The sequence below is a fragment of the Sulfitobacter rhodophyticola genome (genome assembly GCF_041281685.2).
Taxonomy (GTDB): domain Bacteria; phylum Pseudomonadota; class Alphaproteobacteria; order Rhodobacterales; family Rhodobacteraceae; genus Sulfitobacter.
In genome coordinates, this window is sequence record NZ_CP166251.2 from 3,965,090 (window position 1) to 3,981,178 (window position 16,089).

At 63.8% G+C, this 16,089-nt stretch carries 13 protein-coding genes; 7 read left to right on the top strand and 6 right to left on the bottom strand.

What is annotated here, in order from left to right:
* Window position 1 precedes the first annotated feature (1 nt).
* Genes glmS through AB4X18_RS20585 form a run of 3 tightly spaced genes read left to right on the top strand, consistent with a single transcriptional unit; the run spans window position 2 to window position 3,058 of the window.
* Window positions 2-1,822 carry a glutamine--fructose-6-phosphate transaminase (isomerizing) gene (glmS, locus tag AB4X18_RS20575; protein ID WP_432816972.1) on the top strand — a complete coding sequence of 607 codons (1,821 nt, stop codon included), beginning with the start codon at window positions 2-4 and terminating at the stop codon, window positions 1,820-1,822.
* A gap of 5 nt (window positions 1,823-1,827) precedes the next feature.
* On the top strand, window positions 1,828-2,382 hold the full coding sequence (locus AB4X18_RS20580) for a pyridoxamine 5'-phosphate oxidase family protein (protein ID WP_432816973.1): 555 nt from the start codon (window positions 1,828-1,830) through the stop codon (window positions 2,380-2,382).
* Window positions 2,375-3,058 carry a DNA alkylation repair protein gene (locus AB4X18_RS20585; RefSeq protein ID WP_370401812.1) on the top strand — a complete coding sequence of 228 codons (684 nt, stop codon included), beginning with the start codon at window positions 2,375-2,377 and terminating at the stop codon, window positions 3,056-3,058. Before AB4X18_RS20580 ends, AB4X18_RS20585 begins: the two co-directional genes overlap by 8 nt.
* A gap of 91 nt (window positions 3,059-3,149) precedes the next feature.
* Here the strand turns inward: AB4X18_RS20585 and AB4X18_RS20590 are convergent, their stop codons facing one another.
* The gene (locus AB4X18_RS20590; RefSeq protein WP_370401813.1) at window positions 3,150-3,680 is read right to left on the bottom strand and encodes a hypothetical protein; all 531 of its coding nucleotides are present in this window, start codon (window positions 3,678-3,680) and stop codon (window positions 3,150-3,152) included.
* A gap of 85 nt (window positions 3,681-3,765) precedes the next feature.
* Between AB4X18_RS20590 and moaA the strand changes: the two genes are divergently transcribed.
* From moaA to AB4X18_RS20605, 3 genes are read left to right on the top strand one after another with little or no spacing between them, the layout of a single operon-like run.
* Window positions 3,766-4,773: a GTP 3',8-cyclase MoaA gene (gene moaA, locus AB4X18_RS20595; RefSeq protein ID WP_432816974.1), complete on the top strand. Its 1,008-nt coding sequence runs from the start codon at window positions 3,766-3,768 to the stop codon at window positions 4,771-4,773.
* A complete protein-coding gene (locus tag AB4X18_RS20600) occupies window positions 4,773-6,062 on the top strand; it encodes a 3-deoxy-D-manno-octulosonic acid transferase (RefSeq protein ID WP_432816975.1) in 1,290 nt (429 codons plus the stop codon). Before moaA ends, AB4X18_RS20600 begins: the two co-directional genes overlap by 1 nt.
* The gene (locus AB4X18_RS20605) at window positions 6,055-7,086 is read left to right on the top strand and encodes a glycosyltransferase family 4 protein (protein ID WP_370401817.1); all 1,032 of its coding nucleotides are present in this window, start codon (window positions 6,055-6,057) and stop codon (window positions 7,084-7,086) included. The genes AB4X18_RS20600 and AB4X18_RS20605 overlap by 8 nt, the downstream gene beginning before the upstream one ends.
* Window positions 7,087-7,162: 76 nt before the next feature.
* Here the strand turns inward: AB4X18_RS20605 and AB4X18_RS20610 are convergent, their stop codons facing one another.
* From AB4X18_RS20610 to AB4X18_RS20630, 5 genes are all read right to left on the bottom strand, one after another.
* On the bottom strand, window positions 7,163-8,329 hold the full coding sequence (locus AB4X18_RS20610) for a M20 aminoacylase family protein (RefSeq protein ID WP_370401818.1): 1,167 nt from the start codon (window positions 8,327-8,329) through the stop codon (window positions 7,163-7,165).
* Window positions 8,330-8,365: 36 nt separating this feature from the next.
* Window positions 8,366-9,532, bottom strand: coding sequence for a M20 aminoacylase family protein (locus AB4X18_RS20615; protein WP_370401819.1), 1,167 nt, complete (start codon window positions 9,530-9,532; stop codon window positions 8,366-8,368).
* 24 nt (window positions 9,533-9,556) lie between these two features.
* A complete protein-coding gene (locus AB4X18_RS20620; RefSeq protein WP_432816976.1) occupies window positions 9,557-10,900 on the bottom strand; it encodes an NAD(P)/FAD-dependent oxidoreductase in 1,344 nt (447 codons plus the stop codon).
* A gap of 7 nt (window positions 10,901-10,907) precedes the next feature.
* On the bottom strand, window positions 10,908-12,071 hold the full coding sequence (gene argE, locus AB4X18_RS20625; protein ID WP_370401820.1) for an acetylornithine deacetylase: 1,164 nt from the start codon (window positions 12,069-12,071) through the stop codon (window positions 10,908-10,910).
* Window positions 12,072-12,173: 102 nt separating this feature from the next.
* A complete protein-coding gene (locus AB4X18_RS20630) occupies window positions 12,174-14,006 on the bottom strand; it encodes an ABC transporter ATP-binding protein (RefSeq protein WP_370401821.1) in 1,833 nt (610 codons plus the stop codon).
* Between the two features lie 309 nt (window positions 14,007-14,315).
* Between AB4X18_RS20630 and AB4X18_RS20635 the strand changes: the two genes are divergently transcribed.
* Window positions 14,316-16,034 carry a peptide ABC transporter substrate-binding protein gene (locus AB4X18_RS20635; RefSeq protein WP_370401822.1) on the top strand — a complete coding sequence of 573 codons (1,719 nt, stop codon included), beginning with the start codon at window positions 14,316-14,318 and terminating at the stop codon, window positions 16,032-16,034.
* Window positions 16,035-16,089: the final 55 nt, after the last annotated feature.

The following is a 16,089-nucleotide window of genomic DNA, read 5'->3' on the forward strand; positions in this document are numbered from 1 at the left end:
AATGTGTGGAATTATCGGGGTCCTTGGCAACAACGAGGTCGCTCCCATCCTTGTTGAGGCGCTCAAACGGCTGGAATACCGCGGCTATGACAGCGCCGGGATCGCGACGGTCAACGCCGGTACGCTGGACCGCCGGCGCGCGGTGGGCAAACTGGTGAACCTTTCCGATTTGCTGGTGCATGATCCGCTGGCAGGCAAGGCCGGGATCGGCCACACCCGCTGGGCCACCCACGGCGCGCCATCGGTGGGCAATGCGCATCCGCACAAGGCAGGACCGGTGGCCGTGGTCCACAACGGCATCATCGAAAACTTCCGCGACCTGCGCGCTGAACTGGCGGAAAACGGCGTCGGCTTTGAAACGGAAACAGACACCGAAACCGTCGCCTTGCTGACGCATCATCACATGTCACAAGGGGACACCCCGGTAGAGGCCGCGCGCAAGACGGTGGCGCGACTTGACGGGGCGTTTGCGCTGGCGTTCCTGTTTGACGGGCAGGACAACTTGATGGTCGCCGCGCGCAAAGGCTCCCCACTGGCGGTGGGATACGGCGCGGGCGAAATGTACATCGGCAGTGACGCCATCGCGCTGTCGCCCCTGACCGACCGGATCAGCTATCTTGAGGAAGGCGACATCGCCGTCATCACCCGCGACAGCGTGGAGATCACCGACGCCAATGGCACAATCGCCAACCGCGAGGTCCGCACCATCCAGATCGACGCCACGCGCATCGACAAGGGCGGGCACAAGCATTTCATGGCCAAGGAGATCGCCGAACAGCCCGGCGTGATCGGACAGGCCCTGCAACACTACATCGGCACCGGCAGCGACATCACCCTGCCCGGCAAGGGCATGGATTTCAGCCAGATCGACCGCATCACCATGGTCGCCTGCGGCACCGCCTTCTATGCCTGTCTGACCGCGAAATACTGGTTCGAACAGATCGCCCGCCTGCCCGTGGAGGTCGATGTGGCCTCCGAATTCCGCTACCGCGAACCGCCCATCCCCGACCGCACGCTGGCGCTGTTCGTCAGCCAGTCGGGGGAAACTGCAGACACCCTCGCCGCGCTGCGGTACTGCGACGGCAAGGCCAGCAGCATCGCGAGCGTGATCAACGTGCCCGAAAGCTCCATCGCGCGGGAAAGCGATCTGGCCCTGCCGATCTATGCGGGCGTCGAAGTGGGCGTGGCATCGACCAAGGCGTTCACCTGCCAGTTGACGGTGCTGTTCCTGTTGGTGCTGAAGGCCGCGCGGGACCGGGGCACGCTGGATGACGCGGGGCTGGCCGCGCATCTGGACGCCCTGCGCGCCCTGCCCGGCGTGATCAACGTGGCCCTCGGCAAGAACGACGCGATGCGCGCGGCGGCGCGCAAGCTGTCCACGGCACGCGATGTGCTGTTCCTGGGGCGCGGGCAGATGTACCCGCTGGCGCTGGAGGGTGCGCTGAAACTTAAGGAAATCAGCTATATCCACGCCGAAGCCTATGCCTCCGGCGAATTGAAGCATGGCCCCATCGCGCTGGTGGATGAGGAAGTTCCGGTGATCGTGATGGCCCCGCGTGACGCCCTTTTCGACAAGACCGTCAGCAACATGCAGGAGGTCATGGCACGCAAGGGCAAGGTGATCCTGATCTCGGACGCCGAAGGTCTGGGAGAAGCCAGCGAAGGGGTCTGGACCAGCATCGAAATGCCCAAGGTCGCCGACGCGCTGACCCCGATCCTTTATGCGATCCCGGCGCAGTTGCTGGCCTATCACACGGCGGTCGCCAAGGGCACGGATGTGGACCAGCCCCGCAACCTCGCCAAATCTGTCACGGTGGAGTAGCGGTCATGGCCAAGCAGTTTGACGGGTTCACCGAAGATCACACCGCTTTCATCGCCGCGCAGCATCTGTTCTTTGTCGGCACGGCGGCGGACACGGGGCGGGTCAACATCTCTCCCAAGGGGATGGATTCGTTGCGGGTGTTGGGGCCGAACAGGCTGATCTGGCGCAACCTGACCGGATCGGGCAATGAAACGGCTGCGCATCTGGCCGCGCACAACCGCATGACGCTGATGTGGTGCGGGTTTGAAAAGCGTCCGATGATCCTGCGCGCCTATGGTACCGCGCGCACGCTGCATCCGCGCGACGCAGCGTTCGCAGCGTTGAACGCAGATTTCCCCCCCTCCCACGGGGCGCGCCAGATCTATGACGTCACGGTGGAGATGGTGCAGACAAGCTGCGGCTATGCGATCCCGTTCTATGGCCATCAGGGATCACGCGATGTGCTGGCCGACTGGGCGGACAACAAGGGACCGGACGGCATCGCGACCCATTGGGAGACCCGCAACCAGCACAGCATCGACGGGCTGCCGACGCATATCATGGCCGATCCGGATGCATAAACCTTACCTTGCGCAATTGCGCGCGCTGGGGGATCCGGCGCGCGCGGAAGGAATGCGCGGGTATCACAAGGTAGACCGGGAATACCTTGGCCTGTCCAACCCGCAGATCAATGACCTGACCAAGGGATGGCGTCAGGAACTGGACACGCCGGCGCGCGTGGCGCTGGCAGATGCGCTGTGGCAGACGGATATCTACGAGGCGCGCCTTGCGGCGGCGAAACTGCTGACGCAGGCGCGCATTCGCCCCGATGACACCGCCGCCTGGGAGTTGATCGCAAGCTGGCCCCCCGATTTCGACAGTTGGGCGATTGCCGATCACGCCTGCATGGCCGGGCAGAAGCGGCTGGTGGCGGACCCGGCGCGGCTGGACGCGGTTGAAAAGTGGGTCACTTCGGAACACATGTGGACCCGGCGTGCGGCGCTGGTCATCACCCTGCCCTGGACCAGGCAGAAGCACCCCAAGCCTGCCGAACTGGCCGCCCGCGACCGCATACTGGGCTGGGCCGCGCAACTGGTGCCGGATCATCAGTGGTTCATCCAGAAGGCCATCGGATGGTGGCTGCGCGAATTGTCCAAGCGTGACCCCGACCGCACCATTGCCTTCATCGACCGCCACGGCGCGCAGATGAAACCTTTTGCCGTCAAGGAAGCCATGCGACACCTGCGCAAAGCCTAGACCAAGCGGACAGGCCGGGTTACCCATGGGTAACCGTCTGCTTTTGTTAACTTTTCCTTAACATCCTTCACGCAGGCGCAAAACGCGACACCTACCCCTCAAGCGCCACTTCGACTTCGGTCAGATCGGTCAGCGATGCCTCGATCAGCCGCAGCGCGGCCAGCGACATGCGACTGCCTGCGGTGGCGGGGCCGTCCAGCGGTATCAATGTCACAACGGAGGATTTGCCGGTCGCGGGATTGGTGACGCGGCCTTGTGTTTCTTCGCTGACCAGCGGTGTCTTGAGCCACAGCCCCGGTTCGGTCGGGCTGCCAAGCGACACCACGGTCTTGCCCAGTGACGCGGTGGGGGCCGCAGGCGCAGCAGTGGCGGCGGCGCGCTGTTCGGGGGTGGTGGTATCCAGCGCCTCTGCCGTGCGGGCGGTCGCGGGCGGCGGTGCTGCGGTGGTGGCAGGCGGCAGGGTGGTTTCGCCGACCGCTGGCGCGCCCTGCACGAAGGGATCGGAGGGTGCCGCGACATCGCCCGCGTTGCGATTGAGGCCCATCCGTTCCGTGATCCCGGTGACGGTGGCGCAGGCGGACAAGGACCCCGTAAGGGCAAGCAGGCAAATCAGACGTGTCATGGGGTCAGACTAGCCCCCCCTGCCGTTGTCGACAATTGCCCAAATGCGGCTTGCTTGGACGCAAGCGGCAGATTACCTATAAGGCATGAATGCTCCCTTGATTGATCCTTTCGCCCGCGCGATCACCTACCTGCGCGTCTCCGTCACGGACCGCTGCGACTTTCGCTGCGTCTATTGCATGTCGGAGAACATGACCTTCCTGCCCAAGAAGGAACTGCTGACGCTGGAAGAACTGGACCGCATGTGTTCCACCTTTGTCGATCTGGGTGTGCAAAAGCTGCGGATCACCGGGGGGGAGCCTTTGGTGCGGCGCGATATCATGACGTTCTTCAACGGCATGTCGCGGCATCTGGAGGCGGGCACGCTGAAGGAGTTGACGCTGACCACCAACGGCAGCCAGTTGGAACGCTTTGCCGATCAGCTTTATGCAGCGGGCGTGCGGCGGGTGAACATATCGCTTGATACGCTGGACGAGCAGAAATTCGCGGATATCACCCGCTGGGGTCGTCTGGCGCAGGTGCTGCGCGGGGTGGATGCAGCCCAAAAAGCCGGGCTGCGGGTGAAGATCAATGCGGTGGCGTTGAAGGGTTTCAACGAGGAAGAACTGCCCGCGATCACCCGCTGGTGCGCGGAGCGCGACATGGACCTGACCTGGATCGAGGTAATGCCGATGGGCGATCTGGGCAATGAAGATCGGTTGGAGCAGTATTGGTCCCTGAAGGACGTCCGCGCCACCTATGCGGAGCATTACACGGTGAGCGATCTTGCCGAAAACACAGGCGGGCCTGCGCGGTATGTCCGGCTGGAGGAAACCGGGCAGAAGATCGGTTTCATCACGCCGCTGTCCCATAATTTCTGCGAAAGCTGCAACCGGGTGCGGATCACCTGCACCGGAGAGATTTACATGTGTCTGGGGCAGGAAGACGTCGCCGACCTGCGCGCACCGTTGCGCGCGCACCCGGATGATGACGCACCGCTGAAGGACGCCATCCGAGCCGCCATCGACCGCAAGCCCAAGGGCCATGATTTCGACTATTCCCGCCAGCGTCTTGATGGCCAGATGCCCCGCCATATGAGCCATACGGGCGGGTAATGCCTGCCCCCCTGCTCTATGGTGCATGGGTCGGGGTTTCTGCGCTGCTCTTGCCGTTCATTGCCCGCCGGGAGGTGGGCAAACTGCGCGGTGTCGGCCTGTCGGTGGACCGGGCGCATGAGAAGCTGGGTCATGCGAGTGTGCGCAGGTCTGCGGGCGGTCCGCTGATCTGGTTTCATAGTGCGTCGGTGGGGGAAAGCCTGTCGGTGCTGGCGCTGATCACGCGGATGGGGGTGATCCTGCCAGACGCGCAGTTTCTGATGACCTCCGGCACCGCGACCTCTGCCGCGCTGGTGGCCAAGCGGTTACCACCGCGGTGCGTGCATCAGTTCGCGCCGCTGGATGCGGGGGGGCCGATGAAACGGTTTCTGAAGCATTGGAAACCCGATGCGGCGGTTTTTGTGGAAAGCGAGTTGTGGCCGCAGATGTTGCGCCGGACCCATGACAGCGGGGCGGGCATGGCGATGGTCAATGCGCGGTTGTCGGAGACATCGCTGGCGCGGTGGGGAAAGCAGCCTGCGCTGGCGCGGTATCTGTTGGAGGTGTTCGACCTGATCCTGACCCAGAACGATGCGATGGCAGAGAACATGGTGGCGATCGGTGCGCCCGCAGATCGTGTGGCGCGGGGCGTGAACCTCAAATCCATGGCGGGGCCGCTGCCTGTGGATGAGGATGCGCTTTATGAGGCGCGCGCGGCTTTGGGGCATCGGCCTGTGTGGGTGGCGTCCTCGACCCATGCGGGGGAGGAAGAAGTGGTGCTGGCCGCGCATCGGGCGTTGTTGAAGGACTGGCCGGACCTGCATCTGATCCTTGCGCCGCGCCACCCTGAACGGGGCGATGCGGTGGCGGCGCTGATTGCGGAGGCGGGGCTGGAGATGACGCGCCGCAGTGCGGGAGACCAGCCCGGCGCGCAGGTCTATCTGGCCGATACGCTGGGGGAGTTGGGGACGTGGTACAGCTTGAGCGATCTGGTGTTTCTGGGCGGGTCGCTGTTGCCAATTGGCGGACATAACCCGTTCGAGGTCGCACAGGCGGGCGGGATCACGATTGCCGGGCCGCATTTGGCCAATTTCGCGGAGACCTACGCGGAGATGCAGGGCGCAGGTGCCGCGCTGGAGGCGGCCGATGCCGGCACGTTGCGCGCGCAGGTCGCGCGGTTGCTGGGCGATGAAGCGGCGCGCGAGGCGGCCCGCACCGCCGCGCGCGGTTTTGCCGAGGCGCGGGTGGACAGGCTGGATGCCATTGCCGACAGGCTGATCAAGGCGCTGGGGCTTCGCGCGGATGGCTGAGCTGTACGTCACCAACTACAATGCGAATTTCACCGGGGTGTCGGCCACCGCCGCCAATGTCGTGCGCCAGCAGGTGGGCCGGTATGATCTGGCGCTGGTGGGGGAGCCGTTGCCCGGATGCCCTGCGCCCCTGAGCCGTGCGCAAGCGCATGCGGCGTCGCGGTCAGCGCCGGACGGCAAACCCTTTGCCATCTGGCATGTGCGCCGCAATCCGGAGATGCGCAGCGCGCTGTGGCTGCGCGATGTGCGGCGCGCGCCGGTGCGGATCGTCTTTACCTCTGCCGCGCAGCGCCTGCATTCGGCCTATCCACGCTGGCTGATCCGCCGCATGGACGCGGTGATTGCGACGACGGACGAAGCGGCGGGGTTCGTGCCGCATGTACGCGCGGTGGTGCCGCATGGGGTGGATACGCAGGTCTTTGCCCCCGCCCCGGACCGGGATGCGGCGTGGGCGGCGCTGGGGTATGGCGGGGCGCGGGGGATTGCGACGATTGGCCGGGTGCGGCCCGAAAAAGGCACGGATGTTTTCGTGGAAGCGATGTTGCGCTTGCTGCCGCAGGTGCCGGATGTGACGGCATTGGTTGTGGGGCGTGCGGGGGGCAAGCATGAGGCGTTTGAGGATGGGTTGAAGGCGAAGGTGGCCGCCGCCGGGTTGGCGGATCGGTTGCTGTTCGTGGGAGAGGTGGCGGCGGACCGTTTGCCCGTGCTGATGCGCGCGCTGTCGCTGGTGGTGCAACTGCCGCGCTACGAAGGCTATGGGATGGTGCCGCTGGAAGGGTTGGCTTCGGGCGTGCCGTTTGTCGGCAGCCGGACGGGGTATTTTGAAGCGTTTTCGGCGCAGGGCACCGTGGGGCGTGTGGTGCCGTTGGAGGATGCGGCGGGGGCTGCGGCATGTGCGCGGCAGATGTTGGAGCAGACGGAGGACATCGCGCCGAACGCCCGCGCGGTTGCGGAAGCGCAGTTCAGTGCCAAGCGCGAGGCGGATGGGATTGATGCGGTATATCAGGCGCTCTGGTCGACGTAGGGTGCGCATTCACTGCGCACCGTCCTCCCTCGATGGCGGGCAAAAGGTGCGCAGTGAATGCGCACCCTACGGCCCCTCAATGGGTGATCGGCATCCGCTGTTCGGCAAGCCCTGCCCACCAGCTGCACCCTGCCGGGATCGCATCGTCGTTGAAGTTGTAAAGCGGGTGGTGCACGGCGGCTGAATCGCCGTTGCCCACAAGGATATAGGCACCGGGGCGTTCTTCGAGCATGAAGGCGAAATCCTCTCCGCCCATGGTCATTTCCGCCTCGGCACAGCCGCCTGACACCTCACGCGCCACGTGGGCCGCGAATTCGGTCTGTTCGGGGTGGTTGATCATCACCGGGTAGTTGCGGATGTAGTCCACGCTGGCCTTTGCGCCGAAGGTGGCGGCGATGCCTTCGCAAATCTCCACCACGCGCTTTTCGGCCAGATCGCGCAGGTCATTGGACAGGGTGCGGACGGTGCCGCGCATGTGGACCTTTTGCGGGATGACGTTGAAGGCTTTGGATTCGGTCTCAAACGAGGTGATGGAGACGACAAGCTGGCCGATGGGATCGGCGTTGCGGCTGGTGATGGTTTGCAGGGCGGTGATGATATGGGCGCAAACGACGGTGGTGTCGATCGTCTCGTTCGGTTTGGCGGCGTGTCCGCCAAGGCCCTCAACCTCGATCTCCAGCAGGTCCGTGGCGGCAAAGAACGGGCCGGTGCGGATGGCAAATTCGCCCAAGGGAATGCCCGGCCAGTTATGCATGCCGTAGACTTCCTGAATGTTCCAGCGATCCATCATGCCTTCGGCGCACATCTCCCGGCCGCCACCGCCGCCTTCTTCGGCGGGCTGGAAGATCACGACCGTGGTGCCGTCGAAATTGCGCGTCTCGCACAGGTATTGCGCGGCCCCCAGCAGCATCGCGGTGTGGCCGTCATGGCCGCAGGCATGCATCGCGCCGGGGGTCTTGGAAGCATAGTCGAGGCCCGTCGCCTCAAGGATCGGCAGGGCGTCCATGTCGGCGCGCAGGCCGATGACCTTGCCGCTGTCGGTCTTGCGGCCCTTGATCACGCCCACGACGCCGGTGCGCCCGATGCCTTCGACGACTTCGTCACAGCCGAAGGCGCGCAGTTTCTCCGCCACGGTGGCGGAGGTGCGGTGCGTCTCGAACAGGATTTCGGGGTGTTCGTGCAGATCCCGCCGCCATGCGGTGATGTCGGCGTGGGTTTCGGCAAAGCGATTCTTGACGGGCATGGGCGCTCCAGAGGTGTCAGGGGATATGGGGGCGTCTTAGCCCGTTGGCAGCCGTGTCTCAACCATTTCGGCGAACCATGAACAGCCCGCAGGGATGGCGTCATCGTTGAAGTCATACATCGGATGGTGGACCGTGGGGCCCGTGCCATTGCCCAGCATCATGTAGGCGCCGGGGCGGGTATTGAGCATGTAGGAGAAATCTTCGCCCGCCATGATCGGTGGGGTGTCGCGCCAGACGCCGGGGACGACTTTTTCAGCGATATCAGCGGCGTATTCGGTCTCCACGTCGTGGTTGACGGTGACGGGATAGCCGCGTTCATAGGTGATGTCGGCGGTGCACTGGTGCGCCTGTGCGGTCAGCGAAACGATTTCCCGCAGGCGTTTTTCGGTCAGGTCGCGCACGTCTTCGTCCAGCGTGCGGGTGGTGCCGATCAGTTGCACGGTCTGCGGCAGGATGTTGTGGCTGACGGTATCGCTGCGCAGGGTGCAGACGGAGACGACGACCTGTTTCACTGGATCCACATTGCGGCTGGCGATGGATTGGAGCGCCACGACGATATGCGCGGCGGCAAGGTTGGTATCAACGGCTTCGTGCGGGGCGGCGGCATGGCCCCCCTGCCCTTCGATGGTGATATCGAACTGATCAGCAGCCGCCAGCAACGCGCCGGGGCGGATGGCGAATTTGCCCACGTCATAGCCGGGCATGTTGTGCATGCCGTAAACCTCGTCGATGGACCAGCGTTCCATCAGCCCTTCCTTGACCATCTCGTTACCGCCGCCGCCGCTTTCTTCGGCGGGTTGGAAGATCAGCACGCAGCGGCCATCGAAATTGCGTGTCTCCGCCAGATATTGCGCGGCCCCCAGCAGCATCGCGGTGTGTCCGTCGTGACCGCAGGCGTGCATCTTGCCTGGGTTTTGGGAGGCATAGGGCAGGCCTGTTGCCTCCTTGATGGGCAGCGCGTCCATGTCGGCACGCAGGCCAATTGTGCGGCCGGAGGTGTTCTGCTTGCCCTCGATCACGGCGACCACGCCGGTCTTTCCGATACCGGTGGTGATGTCGGTGATGCCGAAGTCGCGCAGGCGGTCCACCACGAAGGCGGCTGTTGCGTGTTCTTCGAAGCACAGTTCAGGATGCTGATGCAGATGTCTGCGCCACCCGGTGATGTCGGCGTGGGTTTCGGCAAAACGGTTCTTGATCGGCATGCAGTGGCTTTCCTGAAAGGACCCTCAGAGGGGCGGTAATCGGATCGCGCTGCCATCGGTGAAACGGCTGGCGCGGAACCGCGTCAGATCATGCCCCAAATGTGCCCCGGTGACCAGTGCGGCAAGTTCCCGCCCCATTCCCGGACCGATGCCGAAGCCGTGCCCGGACATCCCAGTCCCGATGATCAGTCCCGGCAGACTGGCGCAGCGATCCACCACCGGCACGATGTCGGGCATGGTGTCGATCATGCCGGCCCACGCCTGACGGGCCTGCGGTTGCGGCAGGTGCGGGAACAGCGCCGCGAAGGCACGCAGCGCACGTTTGATGCGGCGTTGGCTGGGCGCGGGGTTCAATACGCGCATGTCCTCGAACGGGGTGCGCTGATCGGGGGTCCAGCGGCGCGGGGTGCGCCAACCGTCGGGGTATCCCTTCGGGGCCATCGGCAGATAGGTTTGCGCCCAGGGGCTGTCACGCAGTTGCGGCAGGAATTTCGGTAGGGCGCGGAAGGCATCGGGGCCGATGAAAAGCTCCGACGCGCCGGAGGGCGCAAGGGTATAGCCGCCGTCCGCACGGCGGCGGAACGCCACGCGCCCGTTGGAGGCCGTCCCCAAAGTAACCTCGGGCAGCGGTTGGGTGGCCAGCACCGTGTCGCGCACCGAAAGTTGCGGGATGTGGACCCCGTGGTTGGCCAGAAACAGCGATGACCACGCCCCACCCGCCAGCACCACGCTGTCTGCTGCGATGCGCCCGGCTTCATGCACCACGCCCGCGACCCGGCCTGCGGCAATATCAAGCGCGCGCACGGCGCAGTTTTCAACGATGGTGACGCCCGCACGCGCGGCAATGGCGGCAAGGGCAGGCACGGCAAGTGCGGGTTCCGCGTGCATGTCGGACGCGGTGCGCAGCGCGCCCTTGAAGGTGCCGGTCAGGCCGGGAAAAAGCGCGGCCGTCTGCGCGGCGCTGAGGAGTTCGGTATCCAGATCATGCGCCTGCGCGATGGCCTGCCAGCGGGCATAGCCGGCCAGTTTCGCGTCGTCGCGCGCAAGATAGACCGTGCCGCCCTGACGCAGGCCGAAGTCGGTGTTGGTGCGGCGCGCCAGATCGCACCAGTCGCGCCGGGCCTGCATCATGATCGGCAGTTCCGCCGGATCGCGGCCCTGCTGGCGGATCCAGCCCCAGTTGCGCGATGATTGTTCGCCCGCGATGCGGCCCTTTTCCAGCAGGGTCACGCGCTGGCCTGCCTCTGTCAGATAGAGGGCGGTGCATACGCCGATGACGCCGCCACCGATGACCACCACATCCGTCTGTGCGGGCGGCGGGCCGGGATAGCTGACGGCGCTGTCGGCAGTGATCGGGAAACGCGCCATGCCGTGCTTAAGTGGCGAGACGCGCCAGAAGGGACTTCATGAAGTCATGGCCCGCATTGAACTGGCTTACTTCGATGAATTCATTGGGCTGGTGGGCCTGATCGATGCTGCCCGGACCGCAGATGACGGCGGAATAGCCCGCCTCCTGAAACTGACCGCCTTCGGTGCCGTAGCTGACCTTGTGGCTGGCGTTGTCCCCGGTGATCTGGCGGACCAGCGTTTCGGCTTCGCCGTCCTCCTCGGGGTTCAGGCCGGGGACGTCAAAGCGGGTGGTGACCTTGATATAAGTCTCCGGCACGACCGCCTGCATCTGCTTTTCGACCTTGGCCACCTGCTTGAGATAATCGGCGGCCCATTTGTCCTTGTCTTCGCCCGGCACGACGCGAAAGCCGAAATCGAAGGTGCAGCGTTTGGCGGTGATGTTCTGCGCGGTGCCGCCTTCGATGGTGCCCACGTGCACGGTGGTGAAGGGCGGATCGAACATCGCGGCGATGTCACCGGGTTTGTGGGCCATGTTTTCGGTGTTCATGGTATTGGCCCATTCAATCAGCCGCGCACCGGCCATGATGGCGTTGACGCCCAGATGCATGATCGAGGAATGGACCTCGTGGCCGACGACTTCGGTGATGAAGCCGATGCCGCCCTTGTGCCCGGTCACCGCCTGCATGCTGGAAGGTTCCCCCACGATCACCGCCGATCCCTTGGGCAGGACGGGCTGCATCGCTGCAATCATCGGGGGCGCGCCGGTGCATCCGACCTCTTCGTCAAAGCTGAGCGCGATTTGCAGGGGGCGTTTGACGCCCGCGTACTGCGCCTCCACCAGCGCCCAGAGGGCAAGTGCGTCAAACCCCTTCATGTCGCAGGTGCCGCGCCCGAAATACTTGCCGTCCCGTTCGACCACGGTGAAGGGATCGGTGTCCCACGGCTGACCATCGACAGGCACGACATCGGTATGCCCGGACAGGACAACCGCGCCTTCCTCCCACGGGCCGACATGGGCAAAGAGCGCATGTTTGGGCTGATCCGGGTCGATGTAGCGATGGCTTTCGATGCCGTGACCGGCAAGATAATCCGCGACCCAATCGATCAGCGGAATATTGGTGTCCCGGCTGACGGTGGGAAAGCTGATCAGCTTTTCCATCAGCTCAAGCGGGGTAAGGCGGTCTGGCATGGGGATCACTCCGACGGGGTTGCAGTCAGACATTAGCCCGCCCGTGCGGGTGCGAACAGGGGACAGGCCCGATTTCGCGCACGGTGCCTGCCCCGCAGCAGATCAATACCCGCTGTCGGTCACCAGCACCTTGTGGCCCGGCTCGACTTCCCGGTAGACGGAGGGTTCCGGATGGTAGCTGACCGGGTGGATGGGCGACGGGATCGGTTTGAAATTCAGGTCTTTCTCGTCCTTGCGCTGGCGCGGATCGGCGATGGGGACCGCCTTCATCAGGGCTTGCGTATAGGGGTGTTGCGGGTTCTCGAACACGGTGCGGCGGGGGCCAAGCTCCACGATCCGGCCCAGATACATCACGCCGACATGGTGACTGACCCGTTCGACCACGGCCATGTCGTGGCTGATGAACAGAAAGCTCAATTCCATCTCCGCCTGCAATTCCATCATCAGGTTCAACACCTGCGCCTGCACCGACACATCCAGCGCCGACACCGCTTCATCCGCGATGATCAGCTTGGGGTTCAGCGCCAGCGCGCGGGCAATCGCGACCCGCTGCCGCTGACCGCCGGAAAGTTCATGCGGGAAGCGGCGCATGAAGCTGCGCGGCAGTTCCACCCGGTCAAACAGCATCTCCACCCGTTCCTGCACCGCCGCCCCTTTCAGGGTAGCGAAGTTGTGGATGGGTTCGGCCACCTGATCGGCCAGTTGCATCTGCGGGTTGAGCGAGGCGAAGGGATCCTGAAAGATCATCTGCATGTCCAGCCGCGCGGTGCGCAGGTCACGCTGGTTCAGCGCCATGATATCGGTGCCATCGAGGTTGATCTCGCCCGTCAGCGGCTCCACCAGCCGCAGGATGGAGCGGCCGGCAGTGGATTTCCCGCAGCCCGATTCGCCCACGAGGCTGAGCGTCTGGCCCTTGTTGATGGAAAAGCTCACATCCTCGACCGCGTGCACATTGGCGATGCGGCGGCGCAAAAGCCCACCCGTTACGGGAAAGCGCGTGGTCAGATTGTTGACGGTCAACAGCGTCTGATCGGTGCCCACGATGGGCACGATCGGTTTGTCTTCGCTGCCCAGAAGCTTCATCGGTTCGGGGTAATCCTTGCCGGTCATCTCCCCCAGTTTGGGGACCGCTGCGAGCAGCGCCTTGGTGTAGGCGTGTTGCGGGTTCTCGAAGATCTGTTCGACCGGTCCTTCCTCAACCTTGTTGCCCCGGAACATGACCACGACCCGGTCGGCCATCTGGGCGACCACGGCCATGTCATGTGTGATGAACATCACCGCCGTACCGGTTTCGCGCTTGAGCCGGTCCATCAGCGCCAGAATTTCCGCCTGAATGGTCACGTCGAGCGCCGTTGTCGGTTCGTCCGCGATCAGCAGGCGCGGTTCGCAGGCCAGTGCCATGGCAATCACCACGCGCTGGCGCATGCCGCCGGACAATTCATGGGGATATTGCTTCATCCGGCGGGCGGGTTCGGGGATGCGCACCTGCTGCAAAAGCGCAAGCGCGCGTTCCTCCGCCTGTGATTTGCTCAGGTTCTTGTGCAGCCGCAAGCCTTCGGTCATCTGGCGGCCCACGGTGAAGACCGGGTTCAGCGCGGTCATCGGTTCCTGAAAGATCATCCCGATTTCGTTGCCCCGGATGGAGCGCATCTGGTTGGGGTCCGTCTTGGCCAGGTCGATGTTGCCCTTGTCGGCGCGGTCAAACAGCATCGTGCCATTGGCGATCTCACCGCCGCCATATTCCACCAGCCGCATCAGCGACAGCGAAGACACCGATTTGCCCGATCCCGATTCCCCCACCACGCAGACCGTTTCGCCCGGATGGATGTCGAAACTGACGTCCTCCACCCCCACCACGGGGCCATCCTTGGTCTGGAATTCAACGCGCAGCCCCTTGATTTGCGCGATGGGCGGTTGGCCGGTCTGGTCGAGCATTCAGTCACCTTTGGTTGGGAGGCCGTGATCATCCGACGCTAAGGTGAAGTTGAGGGCAGTGTCAAACAACGCCGACACCTAACTGTCATTTTTGCCCGCTGCATCGTCACTCAGGTCTTGCATTTGTCGCTAAACCTGTTTCGATTGCGCCATGCGGCTCTGGGGAGTGTTGCGCGTGTCGGCATGACTTGTTCTTGCGAACAAGACGTTAGACTGCGATCTTCATTCTTTTCGGGGCCGACAGATGGCGGGACAAACCCGCCGTCAAAGAACAAGCGACACAATTGGTGTCCAACAACGGAGAGTATTATGAAGCTGAGAACCCTTTTGATGGGTGCTGTTGCCGCCACGGCATTCGCACCGATGGCCATCGCGGATGGCCATGAAGGCGAGCGTGGCCGTGATGGTGAAGTGAAGATCATCTACTGGCAGGCCCCATCCATCCTGAACCCCTATCTGTCCGGCGGTACCAAGGATCTGGAATCCGCCTCGCTCGTGCTGGAGCCGATGGGCCGCTACGATGAGACCGGTGCGCTGGTCGCCTACCTGGCCGAGGAAATTCCAACGGTTGAGAACGGCGGCGTCAGCGCGGACCTGACATCGATCACATGGAAGATCGCGGAAGGCATGGAATGGTCCGACGGCACGCCCGTGACCTCTGCCGACCTTGCGTTCACGGCCGAGTACTGCATGCACCCCGAAGGCGGTTGTGCGCAGGCGTCCAAGTTCGACGGCGTGAAGGAAGTCGAAGTTGTCGATGACCGCACCGTGACCGTGCATTTCACCGAACCCAAGCCAAACCCCTATGGCCCGTTCATGGGCGGCCAGTCCCCGATCATCCAGAAGGCACAGTTTCAGGACTGCCTGGGTGCCAAGGCGCCCGAGTGTACCGAAGCCAACTTCAATCCCATCGGCACCGGTCCTTTCACCGTCACGGAGTTCCGTCCCAATGACGTGATCACCATGGCCGCGAACGAAAACTTCCGCCACGAGGGCAAGCCCGCCTTCGCCACGCTGACCTTCAAAGGCGGCGGTGACGCGGTGGCAGCCGGTCGTGCCGTGATGGAAACAGGCGAATTCGACTATGCCTGGAACATGCAGCTGGCACCTGACGTGCTGGCCAAGATGGCCGAAGCGGGCAAGGGCACGCCAATCTCCGCGTTCGGCACGTTGGTGGAACGTCTGGAAATGAACCTGACCAACCCGTCGCCCGACCTGCCGGAAGGTGAGCGTTCGACCGTGGCACATCCCCACCCCTTCCTGTCCGACGAAAAGGTCCGCCGCGCGCTTTCCATGGCGATCGACCGCGAGCTGCTGGTCGAAGTGGGCTATGGTCAGGCCGGTCGTCCGACCTGCAACCTGGTGCCAGCGCCGGCACTTTATGCTTCCGATAACACCGAATGTCTGACGCAGGACATCGACGGCGCCAAGGCGCTGCTGGATGAAGCAGGCTGGACCGACAGCGATGGCGACGGTGTGCGTGACAAGGACGGCGTGAAACTGTCGATCCTCTACCAGACCTCCACGAACGCCGTGCGTCAGGACTTTCAGGCGCTGATCAAGGATTGGTGGAGCCAGATCGGCGTCGAAACCGAACTGCGCAACCTTGATGCGTCCGTGTTCTTTGGCGGTGACCCGGGTTCCCCCGACACCTTCCAGAAGTTTTATGCGGACGTTGAGATGTACGCCAACAACTTCGATGGTACGGACCCGCAGGCGTATCTTTCCGCCTACCGTTGCGGCAATGAGCCAAAGCCATCCAGCCAGTGGCAGGGTGAGAACATCAACCGCTTCTGCGATCCGGAGTACGACGCGCTGCTGGACGAATTGTCCCGCACCGGCGAACTAGACAAGCGCGGTGAGATCTCCAAGAAGCTCAACGACATGCTGACCAAGGACACCATGACCATTGTGCCCCTCGTGGACCGTGGCCGTGTGTCTGCGGCCTCCAACACACTGGGCGGCGTGATCCTGAACACCTGGGATTCCGAGCTTTGGAATGTGGCCGACTGGTACCGCAAGAAGTAATGATCCGATCAGGCGCGCAGGGATCCCTGCGCGCCTTTTCCGCTGTTCTCCTCCC